This window comes from Arthrobacter sp. cf158, assembly GCF_900106835.1.
Classification (GTDB): Bacteria; Actinomycetota; Actinomycetes; order Actinomycetales; family Micrococcaceae; genus Arthrobacter.
Genome location: NZ_FNNR01000002.1, coordinates 314541 through 331186, shown reverse-complemented (window position 1 = coordinate 331186; position 16646 = coordinate 314541). Strand labels below are relative to the sequence as shown.

General features: G+C 59.8%; 13 protein-coding genes. 1 reads left to right on the top strand and 12 read right to left on the bottom strand.

Going from position 1 to position 16646, the window contains the following annotated elements; all coding sequences use genetic code 11:
* Positions 1-82 precede the first annotated feature (82 nt).
* Together BLW08_RS04425 and BLW08_RS04420 are read right to left on the bottom strand one after the other, a co-directional pair.
* A complete protein-coding gene (locus tag BLW08_RS04425; RefSeq protein ID WP_090818408.1) occupies positions 83-619 on the bottom strand; it encodes a hypothetical protein in 537 nt (178 codons plus the stop codon).
* Between the two features lie 86 nt (positions 620-705).
* A complete protein-coding gene (locus BLW08_RS04420) occupies positions 706-1503 on the bottom strand; it encodes a hypothetical protein (RefSeq protein WP_091323527.1) in 798 nt (265 codons plus the stop codon).
* A gap of 213 nt (positions 1504-1716) precedes the next feature.
* Between BLW08_RS04420 and BLW08_RS04415 the strand changes: the two genes are divergently transcribed.
* Positions 1717-5160, top strand: coding sequence for a chitobiase/beta-hexosaminidase C-terminal domain-containing protein (locus BLW08_RS04415; RefSeq protein ID WP_254779681.1), 3444 nt, complete (start codon positions 1717-1719; stop codon positions 5158-5160).
* 61 nt (positions 5161-5221) lie between these two features.
* Here BLW08_RS04415 and BLW08_RS04410 read toward each other — a convergent pair whose 3' ends face one another.
* The 10 genes from BLW08_RS04410 to BLW08_RS04365 form a co-directional block, all read right to left on the bottom strand.
* Entirely contained in the window at positions 5222-6178 is a 957-nt protein-coding gene (locus BLW08_RS04410) for a glycosyltransferase family 2 protein (RefSeq protein WP_090818402.1), read from the bottom strand.
* A gap of 3 nt (positions 6179-6181) precedes the next feature.
* Entirely contained in the window at positions 6182-6667 is a 486-nt protein-coding gene (locus BLW08_RS04405) for a GtrA family protein (protein WP_091323524.1), read from the bottom strand.
* 2 nt (positions 6668-6669) lie between these two features.
* Entirely contained in the window at positions 6670-8769 is a 2100-nt protein-coding gene (locus BLW08_RS04400) for a DUF6541 family protein (protein WP_091323522.1), read from the bottom strand.
* A 74-nt stretch (positions 8770-8843) separates the two neighbouring features.
* Entirely contained in the window at positions 8844-9575 is a 732-nt protein-coding gene (locus tag BLW08_RS04395) for an ABC transporter ATP-binding protein (protein ID WP_090818393.1), read from the bottom strand.
* The gene (locus BLW08_RS04390; RefSeq protein ID WP_090818390.1) at positions 9576-10433 is read right to left on the bottom strand and encodes an ABC transporter permease; all 858 of its coding nucleotides are present in this window, start codon (positions 10431-10433) and stop codon (positions 9576-9578) included. It lies immediately after the preceding gene.
* 2 nt (positions 10434-10435) lie between these two features.
* Positions 10436-12439: a glycosyltransferase gene (locus tag BLW08_RS04385; RefSeq protein ID WP_091323519.1), complete on the bottom strand. Its 2004-nt coding sequence runs from the start codon at positions 12437-12439 to the stop codon at positions 10436-10438.
* Positions 12436-13620, bottom strand: a complete 1185-nt coding sequence (glf, locus tag BLW08_RS04380) for a UDP-galactopyranose mutase (protein ID WP_090818384.1) — start codon at positions 13618-13620, stop codon at positions 12436-12438. The genes BLW08_RS04385 and glf overlap by 4 nt, the downstream gene beginning before the upstream one ends.
* Positions 13621-13806: 186 nt before the next feature.
* Entirely contained in the window at positions 13807-14793 is a 987-nt protein-coding gene (locus BLW08_RS04375) for a Gfo/Idh/MocA family protein (RefSeq protein WP_090818381.1), read from the bottom strand.
* Positions 14793-15884, bottom strand: a complete 1092-nt coding sequence (locus BLW08_RS04370; protein ID WP_090818379.1) for a DegT/DnrJ/EryC1/StrS family aminotransferase — start codon at positions 15882-15884, stop codon at positions 14793-14795. The genes BLW08_RS04375 and BLW08_RS04370 overlap by 1 nt, the downstream gene beginning before the upstream one ends.
* Positions 15881-16471 (bottom strand): acyltransferase, encoded by a 591-nt coding sequence (locus BLW08_RS04365; protein WP_254779679.1) that lies wholly within the window; start codon positions 16469-16471, stop codon positions 15881-15883. Before BLW08_RS04365 ends, BLW08_RS04370 begins: the two co-directional genes overlap by 4 nt.
* Between the last annotated feature and the right edge of the window lie 175 nt (positions 16472-16646).

Below are 16646 nucleotides of genomic sequence, written 5' to 3'. Positions count from 1 at the left end.
CATTTTTGTGTGGATGGATGGAAGGAAAATCGTCCTGTCAAGCGATTGGCCGGACCGAAAAATGAGGGCCGGGAATCATTACTTATCCAGGTACCGCGGTCTTGAGCCATCGGGTCAGCAGTGCCGCCTGTGGTGCCAAGGGGGCCAGTGTCAGGGCGCCCTTCACCACAGGTATCCCGTAGGCCGCGAGAGACGCCGCCAACGTCCTGTGATCCGTCCGCGTGCACGCTCTGATAATGCGCAGGCATAGCTCGGACGCCTGGCCTGGGGCCGCGCCCGCTGCCACGGCCGCATTGACGGCTGCTGTCTCCTCGGCAGTCAGAACATGCGGTCCGCTTCCAACGTAAGCCACCTGGCAATCGGTGACGTGCATGTATCGTGTCGACGCCCAGACCTCTTCGAGGCTCGAGAATTTGCCGATGAGGCTGCCGTCCACAGCACTACACGTGAATTGGTAGCGAATCAGGGGTTCCGGGCGCTCCTTGGGAACTTTGTCGTCACTGGCGACGACAGGGACCACATCGAGTGCGGCTGGTTGGGAAGTATCTACTTTGGTTCCTGAACAACCGGCCAAGGCAAGAGTTGCCACACCGAGCTGAAGAACACTGCGCCTGCGCATGTCCACCGAGGGATCCCCACTTCATTCGGATGCTCCCCAGCTCCGCATGCATTGGTTATTCGCCCCAAGCCGTCTCCGGCTGCGTCTTAGTACATCTTCCCCCAAATTCCGCATTTGTCACTAGTAAAGTTTTGGCCGGTTTCCAGATCCACGTTTTTGCCCGCGTCTGCCAATCCACCGCCGGCAATCACTGAACCGTCCGAACCAGTGACAGACCAGTTGCATTCATTGGCTGACGCACCGGGTTTCACGAGCTGGACCGTGCCAGGCTTCAAGGACTCACCCACAACGTGGCTGCCATCACCGATCCGTGAGCCGTCTGCCCATGCTGCGATGATTTTTCCTTGGGGAGCCTCGGGACAGAATGCAGCAGCCGCGAGCAACGTGCCGTGGCTTGCTTCCGCGAATCCGCCGGGCCCGGTCTCGTCGCTCACCCGGGTGCACAAACGGAGAACGTCCAGCATCGCTGCCAATCCGTCGTCCGCCGCTGCTCCCTGGGGTGCTGTTGCCTCGATGGCTTCAGCTTCCCGGGGTGTGGGCACAAAGGATCCGCCTCCTTCGAAGGTAACTTCGCAAGAGTCCATTCGCGTGTAGTTTGAGGCGGCCCAGACTTCGGCCAGACTCGACAACTGGACTTCCGGCGAAGCATCAAGGCTCGTACACCGGTAGGCGAACCGCCCCGGTTCGTCGTCACCCGCTGACAGCTGGCCCTCGGCAGTACCGCTGCTTTCCGGGACGGACGACGGCGAAGCGCTGGGTTGCGTTGTTGCGCTGGCACTTGTCGGTGCCGGCGTCGTGGGGCCGGCGGAAGGCTGGGGCGAAGGAGCCGAGCAGGCGGCCAACAGCATCGCCATAGACACTGCCACCGGGAACAGTCTGCGCATTGTGACCTCCACCTCAATCGTGCGGGGCTGTCGATGCGTGGTCAAGATGCTGCCCCGGGACAAAATCGTCCAAACAATGACCTGCCAAAACTTTACTAGTGACAAATGTGAAAATTGGGGGAAGATGTACTAAGACGCAGCCGGAAACGGCGTGGGGCGAATAACCAATGCATGCGGAGCTGGGGAGCATCCGAATGAAGTGGGGATCCCTCGGTGGACACGCGCAATCGCAGTGTTCTTCAGCTTGGTTTGGCATGTCTTGCCTTCGCCGGTCGCTCAAGAACCTCTCATAAGACTCCCCCGCCCTCCGCCATCAGTGCGGTTCCCGGCGGACAGTATCGTCACAAAATCACGGCAATCCTCGCCACCGCCAGCCTGGCTACGGCGGCCCTGACCGGCATACTCAGCGCTGGCCCGGCCTTCGCAGATCAAGCACGTCAAACGGTGGCCACCGGTCTGACAAAAGCTGCCGGCACCCTGGTGGACCCTGACGGTCGCTTGTGGGTTTCAGACTCCCGCGCCGGTTTCTGCCGTGTGACCGAGACTTCCGGCTCCACAGCGGGCGGCATCGAGACCGGCACCTGCTTGGGGGGAACCTTGCCTGGCCACGGGAATGGACCCGCCTTGCCGGGCACTCCTGCAATGATTGATCCGACCCCCGCCAACCACGGCGATGGCGACGAAATCGCGTTCATTCCGGATGCCGCCGTCGGAAGTTCCGACGTCGTACGCGCGCTCTGGAACCCGGACGGTGGCGTCTTCGAATATCACGGCGCCCTCACGATCTTCGACGGCGACCTTCGGCCGAACGCCGTCAGCGACGGCCCCGATGGCAACATCTACTTGTCGTTTGCCAATGCACGGTCAATCGTGAAGATCGTGGATCCCACGGCGCTCCACCCGAGCATCGAATCAATCGCTTCGGTCAACTCAAGTTCACTCAGCCTTGCTGCCACGCACCGCAACAGTGCCGGAAACGTGGTGGTATACGTCGCCGAAACGTCAGGTTTGACAGTCTTTACGGCTCCTGACGACGGAGTCCTGACCAACTTTGTGCCCGCGCCCCTCTATAACGTCGGAAAGCCCACAGCCATCTACTACGACTGGCAGTCACCGCTGGTCCTCTACACAGGAACGGGCGGCGGCACCACCACCGCCGATGCCGGCAAGGACACCATCTCACGCATCGACCTGAGCACCGACACCGTAGACAATCAGTGGGCCCTCGGATTCAGCAAGATCGGCGGCCTGGCCATGCGGGACGGCAAGGTACTGGTCATGGAGGATCCCGGACAGCTGGATCCGGCCAAGCCGGCAGAGCGGGGCAGGATGCTGACGCTCGGTGGAGTGGTACCGTCCATCGTCAGCGGTCCGACGGCGGCAAATGGAACCCAAGCTGCCAACCCGGCTTTCACCAACGATTCCACGCCAACGTTTGCCGTAGCCTCAACTCCGCCTGGCGGCGCCCTCGAATGCAGCCTGCAGTTGAGCTCAGCGACGCCGGTCTGGCAGGTTTGCTCGGGCGGAACGTTCACCCCGACAACCGCCTTGGCCAATGGCGGCTACACGTTCTCGGTTCGGGCAGCACCTTCGGGGCTCCCTGTCTCGCGTGCCTTCACGATCGACACCACGGCTCCCACCACACCGGTCATTACTTCGCCGGCGGCCGGAGCAACCGTGAACGGCTCGCCCGTCCTTGGCGTCACCTCGGACCCGGATTCCACCCTGGCATGCTCGGTTGACTCCACCACCACATTCACCGCATGCACCAACGGGCAAGTCATCGCCCTCACAACCGCGGGTCAACATGTCCTTCGGGTCCGGGCCACGGACATGGCCGGCAACGTCAGTGCGCTGGCATCCGTCACTGTGACGTCCGATCTGACCGCCCCACAGGTATCCATTACTGCTCCGGCAGAAGGTGCCACAGTCGGCATCTCGCCTTCATTCACCTTTACATCGTCGTCCACGGACATTGCGGGGTTCAGGTGCAAACTCGGATCCAACGCTTACACGGCATGCACATCGCCCAAGGCATACACCAACGTTCCGAGTGGACCGGTCACCTTCTCTGTGGAAGCCCGGGACAACGCCGGTAACGTCACCACGGCGGCAAGGAACGTCACTGTTTTTGCCCCTGACACTGCTCCCCCGGTAGTAACCGTTGATCCTGTGGGAGGAACGTACGCGGCAAACAAGTCAGTGGCCTTGTCTGTCAATGAGGCGGCCACCATCTACGTCACAACGGACGGCACCACCCCCACAACGTCGAGTCCTGTGTATTCAGGTCCCATTCCATTGACGTCGATGACACTGAAGTACTTCGCGCGGGACACCGCGGGGAACTCCTCCGCAGTGTCAACGCAAACGTACGTACTGGATAACATCGCACCGGTTCTCACGGTTAATCCCGTTGCTGGCGGCTATGCATCGGGACAACTCGTCACTATGTCCTCCAGTGAAGCTGGAAGCATCTTCTACACCACGGATGGCACCACGCCGGCCACCGCGGCCGCAGGAAGCACCAAGGCCTACGCTGCACCGTTCGCGCTGACAGCCAACACCACGGTGAAGGCCATCGCTGTAGATGCTTACGGCAACGCCTCGCCCATCATCACCCGGGCCTACACAGTGCTGGATACCACTCCTCCAGTGGTCACCGTCACGCCACCGGCTGGAAGCTATCCCACCAACCAACAAATCACACTCACCGTGAACGAACCGGGATCCAGCATCTACTTCACCACCAATGGCACAAATCCCACCGCAACGGCAGCCAACAAGTACTCCGCAGCCATCACCCTGACGGCGGCCATGACGCTGAAGTACTTTGCGGTAGACCCATCCAACAACAGTTCAGCTATCGTCACCCAGGCGTACACCGTCACGGCGCCACCGGCCAACACCTGGAAGGACTACACAGGTGACGCCAAGAACGACGTCGTGGCACGCGACAATGGCGGCACGCTATGGCTGTATCCAGGCAATGGTTCTGGTGGATGGCTGACGCAGCGATCGCTCGGGACAGGGTGGAACTCGTTAAACGCAATCGTCCCCACCAAGGACTTCAACGGTGACGGAAGGAGCGACATCCTGGCCCGGGACACCAGTGGCATCCTCTGGCTGTACCCCGGAAATGGAGCAGGCGGGCTGCAGACCCGGATTCAGGCCGGGACAGGGTGGGCCGGGATGACGCTCATTCTTGCACCCGGCGACTTCAGCGGAGACGGCAAGGCTGACGTCCTGGCGAGGGACTCGGCAGGCATCCTCTGGCTCTACCGTGGAAACGGCACGGGAGGCTTCACGTCAAGCGCACAAGTCGGCACCGGATGGAACTCGATGACTGCAATCTTGAGCACGGGCGACTTCAACGGCGACAGCAAGACCGACGTCCTGGCCAGGGACACGTCAGGCATCCTCTGGCTCTACCCTGGAAACGGTACGGGAGGATGGCTGACCCGGGTCCAGGTTGGAAGCGGCTGGACCGGGATGACCGCAATCCTCGGCCCGGGCGACTTCAACGGCGACGGAAAGAACGACGTCCTGGCCAGGGACGCCGGTGGAAACCTCTTCCTCTACCCCGGCAACGGAACATCTGGATGGCTGTCCCGCAGTCAAGTCGGATGGGGCTGGGGAGGTTTCACTTCCCTTCCCTGACAACGAAGAAGGGAGGGCCCGGACACCAAGCGTCCGGGCCCTCCCCTCTTTCAAGAGACTTCTAGTTGCGTTCCTTCATAGGATGCATGGTGGGCCTGTCGGGGCTCGCCTGAATATCCAGCTGGAGGGAAACCAACAGCATCTGAACGCCAAGGACAAACGGCACCACAGCCAACATCACCGACCCGGCGGTAGGCGACCCAACGCTGGCAGCGAGCACCCAGATGCCGGCCACCAAGCCCATGACAATGAGGACGAGCCCGGCAATCAGCAGCAGAGCAACCGCGGAGAAGGACCACACCATGTACTTCCACCAGACCCGGCGCCAGAAGCCACCAAAGAGCATGGAAAGAAGCTCGGGAATGACCTTCCGAAGCTTGATGCTGGAGACCTCGTTGCCATAGACCGCCGGGATGGGCACGTCAACGATCGGTACATCAAGAATGTTCAGGTGGATCAGGAGATCGTTTTCGAAGCTGTAGCGGGCTGCCACTTTGTTCATGGGGAGGCGCCGGAGAACTTCGGTCCGGATGGCTGTATAGCCGTTCTGCGGATCGAAGATGTGCCAGTATCCTGACGCCAGCTTGGTCATGAAGGACAGCACGATGTTACCGAAAATGCGGTAGCCGGGCATGCCCGCAAATGACTCACCGGAGAAGAAACGGTTGGCCTTGGCGAAGCCATAACCATCCACAACGGGGTCCAGCAACTGCGGAAGGTAATTGGGATCCATCTGGGCATCACCGGCCATGACCACGTTGATGTCGGAGCCCAGCTCCATGGCAGCCTTGTGGGCCGTCAGCACTGCACCGCCAACGCCTTGATTGACCTCGTGCCGGATCAAGGTGACGCGGCCGTCGTCGGCACGGCGGGCAGCACCCGATGTGTCATCAGGGCTGCAGTCGTCAACGATGACAATGTCATCAACGAAGTCAGGCATCGTCTCGATGACCTGCGCGATGTGGTTTTCTTCTTTATAGGCCGGTACTACCGCGGCAATTCGAACGCCTCGATACATCGATTATCCTTCGCTGCTGTTAGGTGTGAGTTTCTGGGCTGGCGCGCCGGTCTCCGACGGGCCTTCTGACTGTTCGCTGGCGCTCTTCTGTTGCTTCTTCTGCGGGAAGATCCAGTGCTTGTAAATGAAGTAGTTCCATCCCATCGTCACGATCGTCGCAACTACTTTACCCACCACGTACCCAGCTCCGAGGAACTGGAACAGCTCCACAATGCCCATGACCGCAAGGGTATTGAAGGCCAGGAGCCCCGAGTACCTCAGCACGCCGCCAAGCGCGGTGCCTCCGCCGTTGAAGGCAAAGTGACGCTGCAGGAAGTAGTTAAAGAAGAAGCTGCCCCAGAACCCCGCGCCTGTGGCCAACCACAACGGCCAGCCAAATACCTGGAAGCACAGCGCCAGTAGGCCCAGGTCCACGAGGAAGCTCGCACCGCCGACCAGCAGGAACTTGAACAGGCTCGATGCCATGAACTTTTTCACGAAAGCCTTCATGATCAGCAAATCCTTCCAAGCGGTGCTATTCCGTCCGGGTTCCGGTTCTCCAGGATTCCCGAAACCCCGTCGAGCTGGACACGGTCCTTCGCGGCGGCGTCGAACGCCTCCTTGCCACCTGGCAACTGCGACCAATCGATCTGGTAAAGGGCAGCGTTTCCTTCGCGCACCACGAGCTTAAGGTACGGAATGGAGTCTGGCTGCGTCAGCCCCGCCTTGGGTTCATCCCATGCACGGATCCGGCCGTCAGCGATGTAAACCCATTCGATGCCCAGCTCAGCTGCGGCATCGCGCGCTTCAGCATCCGATTCCAATTCAGGAAGTTTTTGCAGGACCAGCAACTGACGATTCGTCGGAAGGATCTCAAAGTGCCGGATCATGGGCATTCGGTTGCCGAGGGCATACATCCACACGGAGCCGTCGCAAGAATCGTTGAGCACGGTGGCATCTTGCGGCACGTACTGATCCATCTTGCTGAGGAGTCCCACCTCAGAAGCGCTCAGCGTGGCGCCATCGACCTTGGTATTGATGTTGATCCGCTGGGCATTCTGCTTGAAGTACGGAATGGCTGCGATCCCGCTGACCAGGAGAACCGCGGCAGCGGCCACCGCGGTGATCACGTGACTTGTCCTTCGCGGATCTGCTGTGTGGGTCGACCGGCTGCGGATCTTCGCGACCAGCCACGCGACTGCTTCGGCCAGCTGGGCCACTCCCAAACCGGCGAGGGGCACCAAAAGCATGACCAAAATTCCAAAAATACGCCACTGGTCGTCGTAGAACGGAGCCGTCAAGGTCATGAACCGCGGGTTGTCAGTACCCATGGTGTAAACCGAGAGGAAGGCAAAAGCCAGCACCGGGCCGAAGTACCACCACATCCTGATCCTCAGGACGACCGCCAGACAACCAAATGCCACGAGGGCAGTCAGGATGGGCATTGCCATCGATCCGTGGTTCAGGAAAATGATGTTCTGTATGGCGCCATTGCGGTCTGTGTCCGCTGCCCAGACCTGCTTTGATACGCGCTCGGATTCCTTCAACATCTGGGAAATAATGGGCAACCCCAGAATGACTGCCAGCAAGCCTGAAACCGCCAGGTAGACGGTAATGCCCAGAATTCTGCCTTTACGGCGGATCAGGGCCGACACCAACCAGAAGAGAAGAATGGGCAATACGACAAAAGCCAAGGACGGGTGAACGGCTATGAGTCCCACAGCCCCGAAGGCGATACCGGGAATCCAGAACTTCTGCCGCTCCACTGATCCCTTGATCGCCAAAAATGCGAACGGACCCACAAGCAGCATGCCGGCAAAGAACGGAATGAGCGGACCGCGCCACAAGAGGTCGTAGGGGTAGACCGTAAACCATCCTGAGACTGCCGCGGCTGCTGCCACAGCAATGGGACGACGTGTAACCAGCATTGTCAAAGCCATGGTGCTCAGAGGCAACTGCACGGCCATCATCACCAGGACGAATACGTTGAGGAACACCGGAATGCTGACCCCGCTCATCGGCCAGAACAGGGAGAGTACGGCGTGGAAGGCGATGGGGTAGCTCCGGATCGGAGCCTCAGGAATATTTGTGTCGTAGTAGGCGAAGTTTCCCGCGATGCTGGGGTCCCACTCGTGGTTCACCGAGATCAGCCGGATCATGTTGGCGTGCCACGGAATGTCCCAGTCCTGGTTAATGCCTTGGAGGCCTTCCGTACCAACAATCCACGACACAGCTGCCACGGCGCCCCCGGCTACCAAACCGGCCAGGAGAATCCACCACGAACCCGCGAACCTGTGCTTGCCAAAGATGCTGGGCTGCGTGCGGATCGGCGCCCCGAACTTGTCAGGGAAATAGCGTCGCAGTGTAAGACGGAGGCCAAACAACACTGCGGCCAACAGCAACAGGACGGCCGTTACCGGGAGCAATTGCCAACTCAGTCCGAGCGAATTGCCCATCACCCCGATGACCGTCAGCACACCCATGCCCAGCAGGGGCGCTACGACGGGCAACAAAACACGGCGGACGCCCAGCGCTTCGCCAAGAATCCAACCCGGGCCCCACCACAACACAACGATCAGGAGTACACACAACAGCAGCGGGCCGATACCCATTCCTACGGTCGCCTTTCTTAGATGCTTCCACTAGCCATCCGTTGACAGACGACTCATTGCAATTCAATTGCAGGTTAGTTACGTTCCCTCAGCCAAGCCACGGCTTGGTCTGCCGGTCCTTCGAACTGGACAGTACCGGAAGAGAGCACCACACCTCTGTCACAGATTCGAGAGATCATGTCGAGGTCGTGGCTGACCACTACCAAGGTCCGGCCTTCATCAGAGAGTTGCTTGATTTTGGCCAGGCATTTCCTCTGGAACGGCTCGTCCCCCACGGCCAGAATCTCATCCACCAGGAAGATATCAGGCTGAGTATGGACTGCTACCGCGAAGGCAAGCCGAAGGAACATCCCTGAGGAGTAGAACTTCACTTCGGTGTCAATGAACTGCTCAATTTCGGAGAAGGCAACGATGTCGTCGAACTTCTCGTGGATCTCCTGTTCAGACATGCCAAGGATGGCGGCATTGAGGTAGACGTTCTCGCGCCCGGACAAATCCGGGTGGAAGCCGGCTCCGACCTCAATCAGGCCGGCTACCCGGCCCTTGGTGCGCACCGTTCCCTGGTCAGGCAGGATAACGCCCGAGATCAGCTTCAGCAGAGTGGACTTACCGGAACCATTGAAGCCCAACAGGGCCACAGTCTCCCCAGGTTGAATCTCGAAGCTGACATCGTGCAGGGCGTCGAACTTCTTGGTGAGATCCCCCTTCCGGCCTTTGACAAGCCAAACGAGCGTCTCTTTCAAGGAGTGGGAGTGGCGAAGGTTGAACGTCTTTTTCAGGCCTTTGACGATTACTGCGGCGCCCATCTAGACCTCCTGCGCAAAGTGGCCCTCGAGCCGTCGGAAGACGATCTGGCCAATAACAAGGAACAACGCTGCCATTCCCAAACCGATGAATCCCGTGACCAAAAGGTGAGGCGGGAGTTCAACGGGTTGATCGACAGTTGGATACCAGAACGCCCAGTGGAACAGCTCCACAGCGACCGTAATGGGGTTGAGCTGGTAAATCGTCAGAACCCACGGTGCTGCCAAACGGCGGATCATGGTCCAGTCGTAGAGGACAGGCGATGTCCAGGTGACGATCATCATCAACATGTCCACGATGTTTTCGGCATCCCGGAAGAACACGTTGATGGCACCCGCCAACAGTCCCAGGCCCGTTGCCGTTACAGCAACGATGATGAAGCCCAGCAGGGCACCAAAGAGCTGCATGACGTCCGGATGCCAGCCACTCAGCAACGCGGCAGCGAGCAGGACAATCAATTGTGGGAGGAAGTGAACGGCCGCCACCCACACTGAAGCCACGGGAAACAGCTCACGGGGAAGATAGATCTTCTTCACCAACGCCGCGTTGGACACAATGGACCGCGTGGCATTCGAAAAGGCTTCGGAGAAGAAGTTAATGACGATGACACCCGAGAACATGTAGAGCGCATAGTTGGGAATCTGGTCCCCAACCCGCAGGACAATGCCCAAGGCAAAGAACAGGACTACGTACTGGACAAGTGGCTTTACGTAGGACCAGGCCAGCCCAAGAACTGACCCTCGGTAGCGAACACGCAGTTCCTTGCGAACAATCAGTTTGAGGAGGTACCGGCGCCGGTAAACATCGAGCAGTCCGGCACCTACCCCCGGAACAGCATAAGTATCAGTGGAGTTCGACATCGCTACTTGCTGGGCTCCGAAGCATCAAAGGTTTTCCGCCATGACTCCATCGAGGTGATCTCAGGAAGTGCCTCGCGGTACTGAGCCCGGAGAGTCTCCCAGTTGGAGAAAAGCTGGGCATGCAGCTTGGCTGATTCGACCACCAGTTGACGCGCCATCTTGGGGTCACGCAGATGCCATGAAGCTCCCGTGCCATCGGCATTGGATACCACCGCACTGTCCAGGTGTGCCAAGCTCCACCATTTGCCGTCCTGATGGGCCACCTGGGCCTCAGGGTTTTCCTTGGCTGAGTCGCGAACGGGGGCCAACGTCTGCTTCAAGACAGTCTTCACGGCCCACGGAAGCAAACCCAATGCCCCGGGCTGCTTGTAGGACTGGGGCTTCTTGGGCGGACGCTTGCGGAAGACCTCAGGGAAGGCCCCGGGATCGGTCTTGACCTGCGAGTCCGGGAACTCTTCGCGCATTGCCCGGAGTTTGGGCATCGTAGTGGGCAACTGCTCATGCAGGTTGCCCGGTCCGGCAAGAACATCCCGCAGAGCCATGATGCGCGCCTGCTCGGGGTAGTACTGCATGGACACCAAGTGTTTGACGTCGGTGTTCAGGCTCTCGCGCAGGATGCGTCCGCCCTTGGGGAACGGCGAGTGCAAGAGCGTAGCGATGAGCCGGTTGCGCTCGTGGTAATAGGCCTGCCAGTCCACGGAGTCGTCTTTATCTGCCCACGAGACGTGCCATACTGCCGCGCCGGGGAGCGTCACCGTCGGGAATCCGGCGGCACGTCCGCGCAGGGAGTACTCAGCGTCATCCCACTTGATGAAGACAGGCAGCGAGAGGCCAATGGTTTCCACGACGGACTTGGGGATAAGGCACATCCACCAGCCGTTGTAGTCTGCGTCCCAACGCCTGTGCAGCTGCGGCGTCGAACGCAGGCCCGCGGCAGAGAAGTCGTGGTTACCCAAGCCTTCCACGGGGCCCCACAGGAACCGGTAGAAGTTGACCACCTCGGAGTAGGCGTGCAGCACAGACTTGTTGTACATGTCGAACATGTGGCCGCCCACGATGGTGGGCTTCCGGCAGAGGTCTGCGAACGCCACAGCGCGCATAACACCCTCTGTTTCGAGCTCAATGTCGTCGTCCAGCAGCATGACGTAGTCGCTCTTGTCGGAAACGACCATCTCGTACATGTTGCGGGCGAAGCCGCCCGAGCCACCGAGGTTGCCCTGGTTGATGATGCGCAACTGCTCGCCCATCGACTCGGCTACGGCGTCAAAGCCGTCTTCGTCCGCCACTTTTTTGTTGCCTTGGTCGACGATGATCAGCTCTGCCAGGATTTCCCGCAGACCAGCGTCAGCATCGATCGACTTGATGGTCTCAAGGCAGTAGTCCGCGCGGTTGAAGGTAGTGACACCGAGCGTGACGCGGCCCTGGGGACGCCCCTCATCCGGAACAGACCAGTGCGCGCCTTTAAGCGTCATGCCCTCGCCACCGGCGATGAGATCGAACCAGTACCAGCCGCCGTCGCCGAATGGAGCCAGCGTCAACTCAAAGTCATTGCTGGATGTTCCTTCGACGAGGATGGAGTCGACGCGCTGGGAGGCACCCCGGGCGTTGGAACGGTAAACAATGACCGTCCCCTCGCCTTCTGTTTCAAGATGCAGAACGGTCTTCGTAGCGACAGTCCACTTGCGCCAGTAACTGGCCGGGAATGCGTTGAAGTAGGAACCGAATGAGAGTCGCTCACCGCGGCGAACCAGCACAGAGCCCCGGTCCAGGATGTCTTCAGGGTGCAGCTTCCGCGCCATGCCAACAGCTTGTACGACGGCGGTGCTTCCGCCCTCTTCCTTCTGCACCTTGTTGGTGTCAGGGTCCACGTACAGCGGAAGGGTATCGAGGTCGCGGTTCGCGGGGAAGATCACGCGCTGTACGACGCGCAGGTTATCTTCGCTCGAAGTCCGGGTTTCAGTGGTGGTCATAGCAGTCGTCTGGCTTTCGTTTGTAGTAGCCGTCATGCGTCCACTCCCCCGCTTTCAAGCTTGGCGCCGCCCGTGAAGTGCGGCTTGATCTTGTTGTCAAACATAGAAAGGGCAGACCCAATCGCCATGTGCATGTCGAGGTACTTGTAGGTCCCCAAGCGCCCACCGAACAGAACAGACTTCTCGCCTCGGGCGAGGTCACGGTAAGCAAGCAACTTCTGGCGGTCGTCAGAAGTGTTCACGGGGTAGTACGGTTCGTCACCCTTTTCCGCAAAACGGGAGAACTCACGCATGATGACAGTTGCATCTTTGGTGTAGTCCCGTTCGGGGTGGAAGTGCCGGAATTCGTGGATGCGCGTATAGGCGGCGTCGGCATCCGGGTAGTTCATTACGGAACATCCCTGGAAGTCCTCGATGGGAAGGACTTCCTCTTCGAGGTCAATGGTGCGCCACGAAAGGTCGCCTTCAGCGTAGTCGAAGTAGCGGTCCACCGGACCCGTGTAGATGACCGGCACCTGGCCGAGGACCGAGGACCTGCCGTATTCGCCGTCGTCGAAGAAATCGGCGTTCAGGATGACTTCAATGTTCGGGTGATCAGCCATACGTTCGATCCAGGCGGTGTAGCCGTCAACAGGCAGACCTTCGTAGCTGTCATTGAAGTAGCGGTTGTCATAGTTGTAGCGAACAGGAAGCCGCGAAATGATCTCAGCCGGCAGGTCCTTCGGATCCGTCTGCCATTGCTTACCCGTGTAGTGCTTGATGAAGGCCTCGTACAGAGGGCGGCCAATCAGTTGAATGCCCTTGTCGTTGAGGTTCTGAGGATCAGTTCCGGCCAGTTCGCCGGCCTGCTCAGCGATGAGGGCCTTTGCCTCAGTCGGACTCATTGCCGAACGGAAGAACTGGTTAATGGTGCCCAGGTTGATGGGCATCGGGTACACCTCGCCCTTGTGGCTGGTGTAGACCTTGTGCTGGTAGCTGGTGAACTTGGTAAACCGGTTCACATATTCCCAGACTCGTTCGTTCGAGGTGTGGAAGAGGTGGGCGCCGTAACGGTGCACCTCAATCCCAGTCTGCGCCTCGTTCTCGCTGTAGGCGTTTCCTCCAATATGGTGGCGGCGATCAAGCACCGCGACCTTCAGCCCCAACTCGGTAGCGGCGCGTTCTGCAATGGTCAGGCCAAAGAAACCCGAGCCGACGACGACGAGATCAGCGTTCACAAACTCTCCTGTGTATTGGCGTGCGGGCACAGAAATGCCCACGTCTACTGGTCAAGGCTACCCGACAAGGCACGGGTTCCCTGTATCCGGGGCGGCTTACGGTGGCAGTGGGCCGCCCCGGCAAACGGCAAAGGGAAGCTGGCCAATGGCCAACTCCCCTTTATTGCCTTGCTTGATGTTGCTGCTTCAGAGCGTGATGACTGAGCCGGACTTGGCGGAATCCAAAACGGCTTCTGCGACCCTCAAAGTCTCCAGTCCTTCCGCCATCGTCACGATGTTGAGGGACTTTCCGAGAACTGCGTCGCGGAACGCCTCGTGCTCCATCTTGAGGGGCTCGCGCTTAGCCAAGGCAAAGCGGGTCGAGGAACCCTCCGAAACACCGCGGAAGGCCGCAACGGAATCCCAATCCGTCTGGAATGTCCCGTTCTCAACGAAGGTCAAGTCGGCGGAAATGGTGTCCGCGATAAAGGCGCCGCGTTCGCCAAGAACCACGGTGGTCCGCTCTTTCATGGGCGAGAGCCAGTTGACAATGTGATTTGTCACCACTCCGCTCTTCAGATGGCCAATAGCCGTGACCATGTCCTCGTGCTCACGACCGCTGCGGGAAGTGGTGTGCGCAACAACGTTGATGAAGTTACTCTGGGCAAGCCATGCCGTGAGATCGATGTCGTGGGTTGCCAGGTCCTTGACCACCCCGACGTCGGCAATGCGCGCCGGGAACGGTCCTTGCCGCCTGGTGCTGATTTGGTAGACCTCGCCCAAATCGCCGTTCTCCAGCCGGTCCCGAAGACTCTGCAGCGACGGATTGAAGCGCTCAATGTGTCCAACTGCTCCAATGAGTCCCCTGGACTCAAAAGCCTCGGCGATGCGTCGGCCGGACTCGGAATCGTTGGCGATCGGCTTTTCAACGAGGCAGTGAACGCCGGCGTCAGCGAGCTGAAGCGCAACCTCCTCGTGAAGGATGGTGGGCACGGCAGCTACGGCCATGTCGATGCCTTGGGCAATCAGCTCTTCGACCGTGTTGAACACAGTCAGGCCGTCGGCGACGTTGTGGGGGTCCCCGAAGGAATCCGCAACGGCCACCAGATCAACGCCTTCAAGCTCGCGGATAACGCGTGCGTGGTGGCGGCCCATCATGCCCAGGCCGATGAGGCCGGCGCGCAAATTGGCCACTAGCTGCCTGCCTTTGCAATGGCGTTCACGGCAGCAACGATGCGCTCCAGGTCGTCCTGGCTCAGCGACGGGTGTACAGGAAGGGACAGGACGCTCGCGGCGGCTTCTTCAGTAACAGGAAGGTCGTCCGAGGTCTGGAAGGGCGCAAGTCGGTGGTTGGGGATGGGGTAATAGACGCCGCACCCTACGTTGTATTCCTCCCGCAAGGCCTTCGCGAAACCGTCGCGGTCCTCAGCGATGCGGATGGTGTACTGGTGGTAAACGTGTTCGTACCCGGCAGCAACCTTCGGAGTAACGACGCCTTCGATGTTCGCATCGAAGAAGGCAGCGTTCTCCTGGCGGGTCTTGGTCCAGCCATTTACCTTCGTCAACTGAACGCGGCCAATGGCAGCATGGATGTTGGTCATGCGGCAGTTGAAGCCGACCAGTTCGTTTTCGTACTGACGTTCCATGCCCTGGTTGCGAAGCAACCGCAGCCTGCGTTCGACGTCGGCCAGGCCCGTGCTGACCATGCCGCCCTCACCGGAAGTCATGTTCTTGGTGGGGTAAAGGCTGAACATTGCAAAGTCGCCGAAGGTGCCTACCTTGCGACCATTGACTGCGGCGCCATGCGCCTGGGCAGCGTCCTCGAACACCTTCACACCATGCTTTGAAGCAAGAGCACCGATGGCGTCAACGTCGAACGGGTGCCCGTAAAGGTGAACCGGCATAATGGCCGCCGTGCGGTCCGTGATTTTGGACTCGACGGACGCGGGGTCCAGGGTGTAGTGGTCCAAGTCAACATCCGCGAATACGGGGGTCGCGCCCGTCAGCGCCACAGAGTTGGCAGTAGCCGCAAACGTGAACGACGGAACAATAACTTCATCGCCGGGGCCAATGCCGGCCGCCAGCAAGCCGAGGTGCAGGCCAGATGTCCCGGAGTTAACGGCAACCGAAGCCCTGCCGTCAAGGAGGACTTGCGAGAATTCCTGCTCGAAGGACGCAACCTCCGAACCCTGGGCGAGCTGACCGGAGGCCAGCACGGCATCTACGGCCTTGCGTTCCTCATCGCCGATGATGGGCTTGGCGGGGGGAATGAATTCGGGGCTCATGCCTCTACCTCTCGAAGGATCTCGTTCTGTTCAACATATGTAGCGCCGGTCTCAGGACATACCCAGTTCTCGCCGCTGCGCTGTAGCGGGAAACCAGCTTTGCCGACCCAACCATGGCGCTTGGCCGGAACTCCGACCATCAGGGCAAAATCAGGGACGTCTTTGGCAACAACTGCACCGGCGGCAACTGTGGCCCACCGCCCAATCGTCACAGGAGCGACGCAAACTGCACGGGCGCCGATGGAAGCACCTTCACGGATGGTGACGCCGACAGGCTCCCAGTCGTGAGCGCTCTTCAGGCTGCCGTCCGGGCTAACGGCTCGGGGGTAGGTGTCATTTGTCAGCACTACAGCAGGGCCAATGAAGACACCGGCTTCCAGTTCCGCGGGCTCGTAGACGAGGGCATAATTCTGAACTTTGCAGTTGTCCCCCATCTTGACTCCGGTGCCAATGTACGCACCACGCCCCACGATGCAATTGACGCCTAACTCGGCCTGCTCGCGGACTTGGGCGAGATGCCAAATCTTTGATCCATCACCAATTACCGCCTTGTCTGAAACATCGGCGCTCTCCGCAACCACTATCACCGGTGAAGGTCCTTCCTCATTGAGCACACGCGACAACGAGATTCATCTTAGCTGAGACACCATGCCTCAGCGTCAAAGGGCCTAAGCGGCGTGGGATTGCCGGAGTTGTCCACATACACGCTGATGAGAGCAGCGGTCCGGCGCCCAAGTCCATAACGTCGATGGTGGCGACCGC

Bases quoted from the DNA above. Each gene is read 5' to 3' on its own strand.
- BLW08_RS04390 (WP_090818390.1), bottom strand. From the start codon at position 10,433: ATGTCGAACTCCACTGATACTTATGCTGTTCCGGGGGTAGGTGCCGGA.
- BLW08_RS04370 (WP_090818379.1), bottom strand. From the start codon at position 15,884: ATGAGCCCCGAATTCATTCCCCCCGCCAAGCCCATCATCGGCGATGAG.
- BLW08_RS04425 (WP_090818408.1), bottom strand. From the start codon at position 619: ATGCGCAGGCGCAGTGTTCTTCAGCTCGGTGTGGCAACTCTTGCCTTG.
- BLW08_RS04385 (WP_091323519.1), bottom strand. From the start codon at position 12,439: ATGACGGCTACTACAAACGAAAGCCAGACGACTGCTATGACCACCACT.
- BLW08_RS04400 (WP_091323522.1), bottom strand. From the start codon at position 8,769: ATGGGTATCGGCCCGCTGCTGTTGTGTGTACTCCTGATCGTTGTGTTG.
- BLW08_RS04420 (WP_091323527.1), bottom strand. From the start codon at position 1,503: ATGCGCAGACTGTTCCCGGTGGCAGTGTCTATGGCGATGCTGTTGGCC.
- BLW08_RS04395 (WP_090818393.1), bottom strand. From the start codon at position 9,575: ATGGGCGCCGCAGTAATCGTCAAAGGCCTGAAAAAGACGTTCAACCTT.
- BLW08_RS04405 (WP_091323524.1), bottom strand. From the start codon at position 6,667: ATGAAGGCTTTCGTGAAAAAGTTCATGGCATCGAGCCTGTTCAAGTTC.
- BLW08_RS04410 (WP_090818402.1), bottom strand. From the start codon at position 6,178: ATGTATCGAGGCGTTCGAATTGCCGCGGTAGTACCGGCCTATAAAGAA.